Origin of the sequence: Streptomyces sp. NPDC046862 (genome assembly GCF_040704615.1) — a bacterium.
Lineage (GTDB): Bacteria > Actinomycetota > Actinomycetes > Streptomycetales > Streptomycetaceae > Streptomyces.
Map to the genome: position 1 here is coordinate 77757 of NZ_JBEYXP010000016.1, position 12761 is coordinate 90517.

Annotated in this window: 12 protein-coding genes and 1 pseudogene; 7 read left to right on the plus strand and 6 right to left on the minus strand. The window is 69.5% G+C overall.

Annotated features, from left to right (window positions below; all coding sequences use genetic code 11):
* Positions 1-113: 113 nt before the first annotated feature.
* The gene (locus AB0959_RS19660; RefSeq protein WP_366827683.1) at positions 114-2162 is read left to right on the plus strand and encodes a glycoside hydrolase family 2 TIM barrel-domain containing protein; all 2049 of its coding nucleotides are present in this window, start codon (positions 114-116) and stop codon (positions 2160-2162) included.
* Positions 2163-2561: 399 nt separating this feature from the next.
* Here the strand turns inward: AB0959_RS19660 and AB0959_RS19665 are convergent.
* The 4 genes and pseudogenes from AB0959_RS19665 to AB0959_RS19680 all read right to left on the minus strand — a co-directional run.
* Positions 2562-2909 (minus strand): annotated as a pseudogene (locus AB0959_RS19665) (beta-galactosidase trimerization domain-containing protein); the annotation flags it as partial.
* Positions 2910-2935: 26 nt separating this feature from the next.
* Entirely contained in the window at positions 2936-3865 is a 930-nt protein-coding gene (locus tag AB0959_RS19670) for a carbohydrate ABC transporter permease (RefSeq protein ID WP_366827684.1), read from the minus strand.
* Positions 3862-4770, minus strand: a complete 909-nt coding sequence (locus AB0959_RS19675) for a sugar ABC transporter permease (protein WP_366827685.1) — start codon at positions 4768-4770, stop codon at positions 3862-3864. Before AB0959_RS19675 ends, AB0959_RS19670 begins: the two co-directional genes overlap by 4 nt.
* Before the next feature lie 64 nt (positions 4771-4834).
* The gene (locus AB0959_RS19680; protein ID WP_366827686.1) at positions 4835-6184 is read right to left on the minus strand and encodes an extracellular solute-binding protein; all 1350 of its coding nucleotides are present in this window, start codon (positions 6182-6184) and stop codon (positions 4835-4837) included.
* A 180-nt stretch (positions 6185-6364) separates the two neighbouring features.
* Here AB0959_RS19680 and AB0959_RS19685 point away from each other — a divergent pair, with 180 nt between their 5' ends.
* The 6 genes from AB0959_RS19685 to AB0959_RS19710 all read left to right on the plus strand — a co-directional run bounded on the left by AB0959_RS19685 (position 6365) and on the right by AB0959_RS19710 (position 11720).
* Positions 6365-7108, plus strand: a complete 744-nt coding sequence (locus AB0959_RS19685) for an SDR family oxidoreductase (protein WP_366827687.1) — start codon at positions 6365-6367, stop codon at positions 7106-7108.
* A 67-nt stretch (positions 7109-7175) separates the two neighbouring features.
* Entirely contained in the window at positions 7176-7919 is a 744-nt protein-coding gene (locus AB0959_RS19690; RefSeq protein WP_366827688.1) for a FadR/GntR family transcriptional regulator, read from the plus strand.
* Positions 7916-9061, plus strand: coding sequence for a galactonate dehydratase (gene dgoD / locus AB0959_RS19695; RefSeq protein WP_366827689.1), 1146 nt, complete (start codon positions 7916-7918; stop codon positions 9059-9061). Before AB0959_RS19690 ends, dgoD begins: the two co-directional genes overlap by 4 nt.
* A gap of 50 nt (positions 9062-9111) precedes the next feature.
* Positions 9112-9732, plus strand: coding sequence for a bifunctional 4-hydroxy-2-oxoglutarate aldolase/2-dehydro-3-deoxy-phosphogluconate aldolase (locus AB0959_RS19700; RefSeq protein WP_366827690.1), 621 nt, complete (start codon positions 9112-9114; stop codon positions 9730-9732).
* Positions 9729-10706 carry a sugar kinase gene (locus AB0959_RS19705; protein WP_366827692.1) on the plus strand — a complete coding sequence of 326 codons (978 nt, stop codon included), beginning with the start codon at positions 9729-9731 and terminating at the stop codon, positions 10704-10706. Before AB0959_RS19700 ends, AB0959_RS19705 begins: the two co-directional genes overlap by 4 nt.
* A 27-nt stretch (positions 10707-10733) precedes the next feature.
* Complete coding sequence (locus tag AB0959_RS19710) at positions 10734-11720, plus strand: SMP-30/gluconolactonase/LRE family protein (protein WP_366827693.1); 987 nt, start codon at positions 10734-10736, stop codon at positions 11718-11720.
* A 31-nt stretch (positions 11721-11751) separates the two neighbouring features.
* Here the strand turns inward: AB0959_RS19710 and AB0959_RS19715 are convergent, their stop codons facing one another.
* Positions 11752-12333 carry a DUF6529 family protein gene (locus tag AB0959_RS19715; RefSeq protein WP_366827694.1) on the minus strand — a complete coding sequence of 194 codons (582 nt, stop codon included), beginning with the start codon at positions 12331-12333 and terminating at the stop codon, positions 11752-11754.
* Positions 12334-12367: 34 nt separating this feature from the next.
* On the minus strand, positions 12368-12727 hold the full coding sequence (locus tag AB0959_RS19720) for a hypothetical protein (RefSeq protein WP_366827695.1): 360 nt from the start codon (positions 12725-12727) through the stop codon (positions 12368-12370).
* Between the last annotated feature and the right edge of the window lie 34 nt (positions 12728-12761).

Consider the following 12761-nt stretch of genomic DNA (forward strand, 5'->3'; position numbering starts at 1 on the left):
GGCACCACATGCTAACTCAATTCATTATTTATGAATAATCCTTGACGCGGGTGACGGGGTTGTCCAGGCTGTGGGGCGAATGAACCCGCACGGGCCGTGAGGAGCCGCCTGACATGACCGGAACCATCCATCCATCCCGACGTACCGTCGTCACGGCACTCGGCGCGGCCGCCTTCGTCGCCCTGCCGGCCTGGCCCGAAACGGCACGAGCGGCGGACGGCACGGCCGTCGCCGCAGCGAACGGCCCGGTGCTCGACACCCACCCGGCCACCGAGCCCTCCGGCACCCATGTGCGCGATGTGGGCGGCACCAACGTCGTCTTCCAGTACGGCGCGGTGCTCCCCGCCTTCGACGGCTGGCGCACCCATGAGCCCACTCGCGACTACCTGTCCCTGGACAAGCGGTGGCGCTTCCACTTCGACCCCGCCGACCAAGGGCTCGACGAGGGCTGGCAGTCCCCGCACCACGACGACAGCGCGTGGGGCCGCATTGATGTGCCGTCGGCCTGGGACCTGCTGGACACTCCCGGATTCGGCTCGGAGTCCGCTCCCTTCGGCAGGGGCACGGCGTTCACCGACGGGTACGCCTGGTACCGCACCACGGTCGACGTACCCGCCTCCTGGCGCGCCCGGCATGTACGCATCGCCTTCCTGGCCGCCGGGTACAGCGCCGAGGTCTGGGTCGACGGCACGCACGTCGGCAAGCACGAAGGCGCCAACTCGCCGTTCGCGCTTCCGGTGGCGGGGGCGCTGCGGCCGGGAGCGCGACAGACGATCGCCGTGCGGGTCTTCCGCCGGGCGAGCTACACCGACTACACGGCGTCGGCCCCGCAGCCGGTCACCGACGACCACGAGTTGCCGTACAAGCCCGTCGACTACTGGCCCTACGCGGGGCTGACCCGGTCGGCCTGGATCGAGGCGGTCCCGCAGGTCACCGCCGCCAAACTGCTCGTGACCGCCGCGGACGGGCGGCTTGAGGCACGCGCGGTCGTCGAGAACCACGGTGACGCCGACTTCGACGGCCGGCTCACCCTGGACCCCGGCCGGGGGAGCGGCGGCCGGCCCACCGGGGTCGCGGCAAGGATCGAGGCCCGATCGGCCGGCGTCGTACGCGTCGTGATCCGCATACCGGGCGCCCCGCGATGGAGCCCGGCCTCGCCGCAGACGCTCACCGCCCGTGCCACGCTGACCGCCGGCAGATCAGCGGGCCCTCGGGTGGACACCCTGTCCACCGTGTACGGCGTGCGCGAACTGACTGTCGCGGACGCGCAGTTGCGGCTGAACGGCGAGCCGCTCTTCCTGAAGGGGCTCAACTGGCACGAGGAGACGGCCGCGCGCGGCAGGGCGATGACGCCGGCTGAGTACGACCGGGAACTGGGCCATGTCACAGCCCTGGGCGCCAACTTCGTCCGCAACTGCGTCTACAACCGCCACCCCTATGTCTACGACTGGGCGGACGCGCACGGCGTGCTGGTGATGGACGACATCGACACGATGTGGCTCAACACCCCCCAGGAGAAGCTCCAGACCGAGCGCTACGGCCTCGCCCGCGCGCTTGCCCTGACCATGGCGTGGAACCAGCACAACCGCCCCTCGGTCATCCTCTGGGGCCTGCAGAACGAGTCGGAGATCGACGCGGACGGCGCTCCGGTCTACCGGGCCTGGCTCAGGGACCTCAAGGCGGCCGTGAAGGCGGTCGACCTCACCGCCCGCCCGGTGACCTGGGCCTCCAACACCAGCAACGACCCTGCCTTCGATCTCGCCGACGTGATCGGATTCAACGAGTACTTCGGCTACTTCTACGGCAAGGACGCCGATCTCGGCCCGACGCTGGACGCGGTGCACGCGAAGTATCCCGACAAGCCGATCCTGATCACCGAGAACGGCACCTGGGCCGTGGCCGGCACCCACGGCCCCGACACCACGCAGGGCACGGAGGAGTGGCAGGCGGAGAGTTTCACCGCCCACTGGGCGCAGGTGACCGCGCGCAGCGCGTTCGTCGCCGGGTTTACCTACTGGGTGCTCAAGGACTACAAGGAGCGGGCCGGGTACAACCAGTCCTACAACGGCATTTCCGTCATGGGCCTGCTCACCTTCGCCGAGGAGCGGCCCAAGCTCGTCTACGACGCGTTCCGCAAGGCGGCGAATCCCAGGGGCCGGTGACCTGTCATGGCGCGGCAGGAGGGAGGGGGCTGCCCCCCTCCCTCCTGCCATCGAGCTCTCAGCCCTTGGCCCTGACCTGCGTCAGGTTGTGCAGCCACTGAGGCCCGGAGAAACCACAGCCCGAAAATGCCGAAGAGCCGCGCACTGCTCTCGGAGAAGTCCACCACCAGCCAGTACGGAACCATCTCTGAACCCAGAGCCCCGCGGATCGCTTGACGAAGAACACAGAGGCCCACCTGTGATCCCACCGGAGCACAGACCACCGCTAGGTGCATGAACCATCCAGGTATGTACCTCATGGGCATACACTGCGGCTCGTTCGGTTTTCTGCGCCTCGATCAGGACGGCTACTCCGGCTCCCGGCAGCGTGACGCGGTCGGCGGGAGCCCCGCCCTGGGCCAGGGCGTCGGTCATCGGCTCGGGGAGCCTGATCTCCACCTCTTCCTGACCGTGGTTCAACGGAAGGACGAACCGTCCGCCGTCGCCCTCGCGCACGGTCGCCTGGACGTGTTCGGGAGGCCCGGGAAGGGCGGGGCCGGCGCCGGACTCGGCCACCGGCTGGGCGCCTTCGGGCACGACGGCCTCCGACCACAGGTCGGCGTGGCTGACCGACTCCTCGACGCGCAGGCCCAGTGCCTCGCGCAGCAGTGCGGGATATCCGCCGAGGTGCACCCGGTCGCAGGCGTCGACGATGCCGGAGAAGAACGACACCAGCAGATGGCCGCCACCGCGCACGAACTGGGCAAGGGGCAGGGCCGTCCGGTCCGGCGACGTCAGCCCTTCACGCTGCCCTCGGTCAAACCGCTGCGCCAGAAGCGCTGCAGGGCGACCATGGCGATCATCAGCGGAACGACGGAGACAAAGGCCCCTCCAACGGTCAGCTGATAGAGCTGCGGTTGGCGGTCGGCGAAGGACTGCCACGACGTCAGGCCGAGGGTGATGGGGTACATCTTGGAGTCGGACAGCATGACCAGCGGCAGGAAGTAGTTGTTCCAGATGCCGACGAACTGGAAAAGGAAGATCGTCACCAGCGCGGGGGTCATGATGCGCAGAGCGACGACCGTGAAGATGCGGATCTCTCCCGCGCCGTCGATGCGGGCTGCCTCCAACAGTTCGTCCGGTATGGATGCCGCGGCGTAGATCCGGCACAGGTACACGCCGAAGGGACTGACGAAGCTCGGCAGCAGTACGGCCCAGTAGGTGTTGGCCAGGCCTGCCTTGCTGAACAGCAGGTACATGGGCAGCGCCAGCGCCGTGGCAGGGATCAGGACGCCACCCAGCACGATGTTGAAGATCGTGTCGCGGCCGGCGAAGGAGAACTTGGCCAGCGCGTAGCCGGACATCGCGGCCAGAAGCGTCGCAACGGCTGCGCCGACGCCCGCGTACAGCAGGCTGTTGGCGGCCCAGCGCAGGTAGATCGCATGGTCGTAGGTGACGACCTGGTGCAGGTTGCTCCAGAACTGGGGACGGGAGAACCACAGGCCGAAGCTGCCGAACAGGCCGCCGGTGGACTTGGTGGACGCCACGACCAGCCAGTACACCGGGAGCAGGAAGTACCCGGCGGCCGCCACGAGCAGGCCGGTGACCAGGATGCGACTGCGCGTGGTGACCCCGGTGATACCGCCGCGCGGCGTCGTACCGTCGTCGGAGGCCGGCGTCCCGCCCCCTGGCGGGACGGTGCGGGCCGGTGTCTGGAGACTCACGCGTCCCCACCCCCTCTCTTGTTGATCAGCCGCAGGAAACCGAAGGAGAGCACGAACGCGGCGAGGGCGAGCAGCACTGCCTCGGCGGCGGCGAGGTGGTAGTTGTCGTTGGTGAACGCCTCGTTGTAGGCGCTGAGGTTGGGGGTGTAGGCACTGTCGATACTCGAGGAGACGGGCTTGAGCACCAGCGGTTCCGCGAACAGCTGCAGCGTGCCGATGATGGTGAAGACCGTGGTGAGGATCAGCGCCGGGCGCAGCAGCGGCAGCTTGACGTGTCGGACCGTCACCCACGCACCGGCGCCGTCGATGCGGGCGGCCTCGTACAGCTCCGCGGGAATGGTACGCAACTGGGCGACGAGAACCAGAACGTTGTAGCCGGCGAACTCCCACGTGACGATGTTCGCGATGGACCACAGGACCGTGTTTCCGCCCAGCAGGTCGACCGAAATCCCCAGGTGACGCATGCCGTCCACGAGAGGGCTGACTCCCGGAACGTACAAGAAGCCCCACAGGATGGACGCGATGACCCCCGGGACGCCGTAGGGCAGGAAGAAGGCGGCGCGGAAGAACCGCACGCCCCTGGCCGAGGCGGTGTCCAGCAGCAGCGCGAGCCCGGCGGACAACGCGACCATCACCGGCACCTGGACGACCGCGAACAGCAGTACGCGACCGATGCTGCGCAGAAAGGCGTCGTCGGACAACGCGTCGGAGTAGTTGCGCAGCGCTACGAAGACGGTGCGGGTGCCGCCGAGACCCAGGGCTCCGGTGTGCTCGACATCCATGACGCTCTGGTAGACGGCGTAGCCGATGGGTAGGGCGAAGGTCAGTAGGAACAGCAGCAGGAACGGCGCGACGAAGGCGTAGGGCGCCAGATTTCTGCGGCGGCGGGGCGCTCGGGTGGGCATCAGGGTTCTTTCTGGAGTCCGGAGGGGAGAACGGCGGCGGCCGTGTCGCGCCCTCCGGAGGTGGTCACTGGCCGGTGGAAACCTTCAAACCCTTCCGCTTCAGGTCCTCGACGGTCTGCTTCTGTGCCTGCTGCACCGCGGAGACGAAGGTGCCCTTGCCGGCCACGGCGGCCTGGAAGCCGTCGTTGAGGTGCTGGTAGGTGGCGTCGATCGTCGGTATCCACTTCCACGAGTTGTCGATGCTCTTGTCCGACTGCGCGAAGACCTCGTTGTACTTCTGGCCTCCGAAAAACTTCGACGGCTTGTCCAGCGAGGTGCCCTTGTACCCGTCGGTCGCCGCGGGCCAGCCGTATCCGCCCTGCAGCAGCAGGTCGACGCTCGCGGGGTCGGTGTTGAGCCATTCGGCGAACTTCAGGGCCTCGGGGATGTGCTTGGCACCCTTGAGGACAGCCGTGGAGGATCCTCCCCAGTTCGCGGACGCGTTCGCGCCCTCTGTCCACTGCGGCATGGGTGCGACCGCCCATTTGCCGGCGGTCTGAGGAGCGTTTCCGCTGATGATGGCGTCGCCCCACTGGGCACTGACCCACGAGGTGATGCCACCGGTCTGCAGGTCCTTGTACCAGCCGTTGGCGAAGTCGGGTTCGGTCTTGATCAGCCGCTTGCTGCGCAGTTTGTCCCAGAAGGCGGCGACCTTGAGGGTCTGCGGGGAGTCGATGTTCACCGACCAGGTGTCGCCGTTCACGTCGAACCACTTGGCGCCGGCCTGCCATGCGAGTGCGGTGAACCAGGCGGAGTTGCCGGCAGGGAAGGTGCTGATGTAGGCCTTCGGGTCGGCGTTGCGGATCTTCTGTGCGGCCTTTGCGAACTCGTCCCACGTGGCGGGCGGCTTGACGCCCCACTTCTTGAACAGGTCAGCGCGGTAGAACAGGCCCATCGGACCGGACGCCTGGGGGATCGCGTAGACAGCCGAGCCGAAGACTCCCTGCTGCCACTGCCAGTCCACGAACTTCGGCCGGGCCTTGTCCGCGCCGTACGGGGACAGGTCCACCAGGCCTTTGTCCAGCAGGAACGAGGGGATCTCCTGGTATTCCACCTGTGCCAGGTCGGGCGCGTTGCCGCTCTTGAGCGCGGCGCGCATCTTCGCGTAGCCGCCGCTGCTGCCTGCCGGGATCTTCTCCAGTTTGACGTGGATGTCCGGGTGAGTGGCGTTCCACTTGTCGACGGCCTTGTCGACACCGGGAACCCACGACCAGAAGCGCAGGTCGACCTTCTGGCCGGGCTTGACGGGTGACTGGATTCCCTTGTCTTCCTGCGAACCGGTCGACCCCCCGCAGGCGGAGATCACCAGGGAGGCGGCGGCAAGGGTCGCTGCGAGTGCGCCCCGGCTTCTGCGGAGGTGTGTGGTGCGGCTCATGGGAGGAGGTCCTTCCTCGCTTCGTGCTGAAGGTGCCTGTTGCTTGCCGGTCAGTTTCGGAGCGGCATCGCCACCCCGTCAAGATATATTCATAATTAATTGAAACAGCTATGATGGGTGCAGGCGTCAGAGGCGCAGGCACCAGATGGGGAGACATACGCGATGGCGGAATGTCGCAGGATGGCCGGGCTCGTGACGGTGATCACCGGCGCGGCGCACGGAATCGGCGCGGCCACGGCTCGAAGGCTCGCGGCCGAGGGTGCGACGGTAGTGGTCACGGACGTGGACGACGCGGGCGGCAAGGCGGTCGCCGCAGGCATCGAGGACAGTGGAGGACGCGCCGAGTACGTACGCTGCGACGTCACCTCGGCCGCCGACTGGGAGAACCTGGCCAGCCACGTCGGCGAGCGTCACGGGCGGCTTGACGTGCTGCACAGCAACGCCTTCGCCCAGCTCAACAAGCCTGCCCATGAACTGAGCGAGGCCGAATGGGACGGCCAGATGGCCGTACTCCTCAAGCCGGCCTGGCGAGGGATGAAGACCTTCGCGACCATGCTGCGTGAGGCCAGGGGGTCCGTCGTCCTCACCTCCTCGGTGCACGCGGTCATCGGCCTGCCGGGCCATGCCGCCTACGCCGCCGCGAAGGGCGCGCTGTGCTCGCTGGGGCGGCAGTTGGCCGTCGAGTACGGGCCGGACATCAGGGTCAACACGGTGCTGCCCGGACCCATCCTGACCGCCGCGTGGGAGGGGATCCCGGAGTCCGACCGGGCGCGCAGCGTGGCCGCCACGGCGGCGAAGCGGTTCGGGCAGCCGGAGGAGGTCGCCTCCGCCGTCGCCTTCCTGGCATCGGCGGACGCCTCCTATGTGACCGGAGCGAGCCTGGTGGTTGATGGAGGATGGAGCGTCATGAAGGAGTCCTCGTGAGCGCCGCGGACCGTGCGGTGAGCCGTGCGCGGCGTCCGCGGACAGGACCGATACGGAAACGGAGACTGTGGTGACCCATCCCGGTAGGGGACTGCACGGCCAGGCCGTGGAGGAGCTGGGCCGACGCATCATCCGCGGCGACTACCCCCCCGGCTCCGTCGTGGACCCGGCCAACTTCGAAACAGAGCTCGGCGTCAGCAAGACCGTCGTGCGTGAGGCGCTGCGTGTGCTGGCGTCCAAAGGCCTCCTCGAATCGCGGCAGAAACGCGGCACGACCATCCGGCCCCGCGCCGACTGGAACCTGCTCGACAGCGACCTGCTGCGCTGGCAGGGCAGCAGCGCTCCGACCGAGAGCTTCCTGGAAGACCTCGCCGAGGTCCGCGCGATAGTCGAGCCCGCCGGCGCCCGGCTCGCCGCGGCCCGCCGCACCGCATCCGACCTGGACGCCCTGCGGCAGGCGCTCGACGCGATGGCGGCCGCGGGGACCGACGCGGACGCCATGGTCGAGGCGGACCTGGCCTTCCACCGTGCCCTGCTGGACGCCGCCCACAACGAACTACTCAGCCGCATGGAGGTCGTCATCGAGGCCGGTCTGCGCGTTCGCGACCGGATCGTGCACGGCGCACGGCACTTCTCCGACTCCATTCCCGTGCACCAGGAACTGCTGGACGCGGTCGAGGCGGGCGACCCGGACGCCGCCGTGGCCGCCGTCGAGTCACTCCTGGCGCAGGCGTCCGACGACCTGGCGGCCCTACGGGCGGGGGAGGACGACGCCGTCGCAACCGACCCGCAGTCTAAGGAAACTCCTTGAAAATAACGGGACTTGAGACCTTCCTCGTCGCGCCGCGCTGGCTGTTCGTGCGTATCGCCACCGACGAGGGGATCACCGGATGGGGCGAACCGGTGGTCGAGGGCCGCGCCGAGACGGTACGCGCCGCGGTCCACGAACTGGCCGACCACCTCGTCGGCCGGGACCCGCTGCGCATCGAGGACCACTGGCAGGTGCTCACCAAGGGCGGCTTCTACCGCGGCGGCCCGATTCTCTCCAGCGCCGTCGCCGGCATCGACCAGGCGCTGTGGGACATCGCCGGCAAGACCTACGGCGTCCCGGTGCACCGCCTCCTCGGCGGCCCGGTACGAGACCGCGTGCGGATGTACGCCTGGATCGGCGGCGACCGCCCGAGCGACGTGGCGGAGCTGGCCAGGGAACAGGTCAAGGCGGGCTTCACCGCGGTGAAGATGAACGCCTCGGCCGAACTCGCCGCGATCGACACCCCGGCACGTACCGCCCAGGTCGTCGAGCGCGTCGCGGCCGTCCGCGAGGTCATCGGCGACGAGCGGGACATCGCCGTCGACTTCCACGGCCGGGTCTCCACCGCCATGGCCCGCCGCCTGCTGCCCCTGCTGGAACCGCTGCACCCGCTGTTCGTCGAGGAGCCCGTCCTGCCGGAACACTCCGGTCACCTGCGCAGCCTGGTGGAGTCCACGAACGTGCCCCTCGCGACGGGCGAACGCCTCTACTCCCGATGGGACTTCCGCGAGGTGCTGACCAGCGGCATCGCCGTGGCCCAGCCGGACCTCTCGCACGCCGGCGGCATCTCCGAGGTCCGCCGCATCGCCGCCATGGCCGAGGCGCACGACGTCACCATGGCCCCCCACTGCCCGCTCGGCCCGATCGCCCTGGCGGCCAGCCTCCAGATCGCCTTCGCGGTACCGAACTTCCTCATCCAGGAACAGAGCATGGGCATCCACTACAACCAGCAGTGCGATCTGCTGGAGTACGTGATGGACCCCGAGCCCTTCCGTTTCGACGGCGGCCATGCCGTCGCCGCCACACGCCCGGGACTCGGTGTCGAGATCGACGAGAAGGCGGTACGCCGAGCCGCGGAGACCGGCCACCGCTGGCGCAACCCCATATGGCGGGGAGCCGACGGGGCGTTCACCGAATGGTGACAGACCGTCAGGCAGCCCCCGTACCCCACGTCCAAGGAGAGCCCGCTCGCATGAACCTGGTGGAATCGCTACGCGCCCACCGCCTGTTGGCGATCGTACGCGGCAAGGACCCCGCCGCGGCCCTGCGCACCGTACACACCCTTGCTGAAGAGGGCATCGCGGCCGTCGAGGTCTCCCTGACCACCGCCGACGCCCTGACGGTGATCAGGCAGGCGCGCACCGAACTGGGCCCCGAGGCACTGCTCGGCGCCGGAACCGTGCGTTCGGCCGAGGACGCCGCCCGCGCCGTGGACGCCGGTGCGTCGTATCTCGTCACCCCGGCGCTGGTCGACGGGCTGGAGCCCTACGGCACACCCGTGCTGATGGGAGCCCTGACGCCGAGCGAGATCGAAGTCGCCCTCGCACGGGGCGCCGACGCGATCAAACTCTTCCCCGGCTCCCTCGGCGGCCCCGGCTATCTGCGGGCCCTGCGCGACCCCTTCCCCGAGGTGCCCTTCGTGCCCGTCGGCGGAGTGGACGCGCAGGCCGCCCGCGACTACCTGGACCGGGGTGCCCTCGCCGTCGGCGTCGGCTCACCACTCGTCGGGGACGCGGCCGACGGCGGCGACCTGGCTCAACTCCGAGCCCGTGCGGCCGTGTTCCGCAGGGTGATCGCAGGGGAGACGCCGTGACGACGCCGGAGCGCCAGGCCCCGCCCGACGTGGTGACCTTCGGCGAGACGATGGCTGCGATCCGGGCCCACGGTGCGCTGCGGCTGGGCGGGGGTCTGGGCCTGTCCGTGGCGGGAGCCGAGTCCAACGTCGCGATCGGTCTCGCCCGGCTCGGACACCGGGTGCGCTGGGTCGGCCGGGTCGGTGCGGACGAACTCGGCGCGCTGGTGCTGCGCACACTCCGCGCCGAGAGTATCGACACCGACCATGCGATCACCGACGACACCGGCCGGCCCACGGGACTGCTGCTGACCGAACCCCGCCTGGGCACGCTGACCCGCGTCAGTTACTACCGTGCGGGTTCGGCGGGTTCGGCCGTCTCACCGGCCGACGTACTGCCCGCGCTGGTCCCCGGGACTCGCATCCTGCATCTGACCGGCATCACGCCTGCGCTCGGTCCGTCGGCGGCCGAGGCCGCCCTTGCCGCCGCCACGACCGCTCGCGACTTCGGTATCACCGTGTGCCTCGACGTCAACTACCGCTCCCGACTGTGGAGTCACGACCGAGCCCGCACCGCCCTCCAGCCGCTGCTGGCTCTCACCGACCTGCTCATAGCCTCGGAGGACGAGCTGCCGCTGGTGCTGGAACGGCGGTCCGACGCACGAGAATCCGAGGCCGTGCACAGCGTCCTGGCCGCAGGTGTCGGAGAAGTGGTCATCAAGCGTGGCGCACGCGGAGCGACGACCTTCACTGTCGACGGGTCGACCGACCGCGCCGCTCAGCAGGTTGGCGCGGTCGACGTGGTCGGCGCCGGTGACGCCTTCGTGGCCGGATACCTGTCCGGACTCCTGGGCGGCGCGGACACCCCCGCCCGTCTGCACCGAGCCGTCACCACCGCGGCCTTCGCCGTCGCCACCCGGGGCGACTGGGAGGGCCTTCCCACGCGAGACGAACTCGGCCTGTTCGACCAGCCGGACGGCACGACTGTCCGCTGACCCTGACCCTGGCCCAGGAGACTGATCATGACATCCACGGGAGTGCCGGCGACGGTTGTCGTCAAGGGAGAGTACGAACTCGCCGAGGGCGGCCGTTGGGCCGACGGCCGGTACGTGTACGTCGACATCCTCAGCGGACGGCTCTTCGAACTGCGCGACGGGTTCGGATCGGCCCCACGCCAACTGGCCCGACTCGACGTGCCGTTGGGTGCAGTCGCACCGGTGGGCGACCGGCCGGGCGCGTGGATCGCCGCCGCAGGTACCGGCATCGCACTGCTCACCGCCGACGGCACACTCGAATGGCTGGACCGCCCCGAGGACCGCACTCCGCACCCCAGCCGGATGAACGACGGCGTCGCGGACCCCGCCGGCCGCTTCTGGGCCGGCAGCATGGCCTACGACGGCACCCACGGCGCGGGCTCGCTCTACCGTACGGACGCCGACGGCACAGTGGTACGCGTCCTCGACGGTCTGACCATCGCCAACGGGCCGGCGTTCACCGCCGACGGCACGACCATGTACCTTGCCGACACCGCTGCCGGCACCATCCTCCGCTGCCGGGTCGACCCCGCCTCGGGTGACCTCTCCGGCGGCCCGGAGACCTTCGCCCAACTGCGCGACGGCGAAGGCAGCCCCGACGGAATGACCGTCGACGACGAGGACTGCCTGTGGGTCGCGATGTGGGGTGCGGGCGCGGTCCGCCGGTACCACTCCGACGGCCACCTGCTCCACACCCTGACCGTGCCCGCCCCGCACCCCACGTCGGTCTGCCTGCACCCCGGGGACGACCGCCTCTTCGTCACCACGGCCCGCCACGGGGTGAGGAACCCGACCTCGGCCTCCGGCGCGGTGCTCAGCGTCCCTGTACCGGTTGCGGGAACGGCGGCTTGCTCCTGGCGGGGCGCCGACGCTGAAACGAACCCTCCCACGGTGGGAGCAACGGCTCCACCAACGCCCACTGTTCATCGGTCGAGTCCGGCGGATACAGGGCAGCGCCCGTCGCGGCTGGTTTAGCGGCGAGTCCTCGTCGTCGCCCTGGCCGTCGCTACAGACCGGGAGCGTCGAACCCGTTGAGGGCCCACAGCGCGGCCGTGTACCACAGCACCCCGATGGCGCCGAACAGGAGGCCTCCAGCGGCTGGGAGCATCCAGCCCGGCAGTCGGCGGCTGCGTACCACCAGTACCTTGGCGACGAAGGCTCCGTACAACACGCAGCCGGCGACCGAGTGCATGAAGACCCGGGTGCTCGTGGTTTCCACGCCATAGGTGCGGACGCAGTGGAAGGCGATGGGCACCGACAGCAGGAAGGCCGCCCATCCCACCACGCGGTGCGCGATGCGGACGCGGCGGGGCGCGGCAGTGAGGCCGGGGAGCCGCCCGTACATCCACAGGGCCAGCAGAAGTTGGACGATCGCGAGGCCGAACAGAGCAGAGCCCAGGCGGGCCTTGAGAGTGACCGCATCGGCGCCCTGGGCGCCGAAGAGGCTCGTTGTGTACTGGGGGCTGTGGTGCCGGCCGGTCACCCAGATCGCCACCGCCGTAGCCACCGGCAGGGCGGCGCCGAGCGCGATGGCGGCGGCCCGCGCCGGCGAGAGCCGGCGGTGGGCTCGGTGACCGGTCTTCGACATCACGTCGATCGCCTGTTCATTCGGTCGTCACCGGTCAGTCCAGGTCGACCTTGTTGCCACCGGTGTCGAGTACGTACCACTCGGCGCCGAACTGGTTGAGAGCCTGGCCGTTTGTGTCGCCCGCCTTGGAGTCTCCCGCGTACAGGTAGAGCGGGTGCCCGTGGTAGGTGACCTGCGTCTTGCCGTCGGACCGCTTCGACGTGCCCAGCAGCTTGGACTGCGCCGAGCCGCCGGTCGACGGTGCCCCGGACGTCAGCAGCGGCGGCCAGGCCGCGGCGCACGCTCCGTTGCAGGTCGAAGTCGTCGACTTGTCCGCCTCGAACAGGTACAGGGTGCGGCCCTTTCCACTGACCAGAATGGTGCCGAGCTTGCCGGCCGAGGCGGTCTTCACCATGGCCTGTGCACCGGTCGGCGTGCTGGTCGGGGTC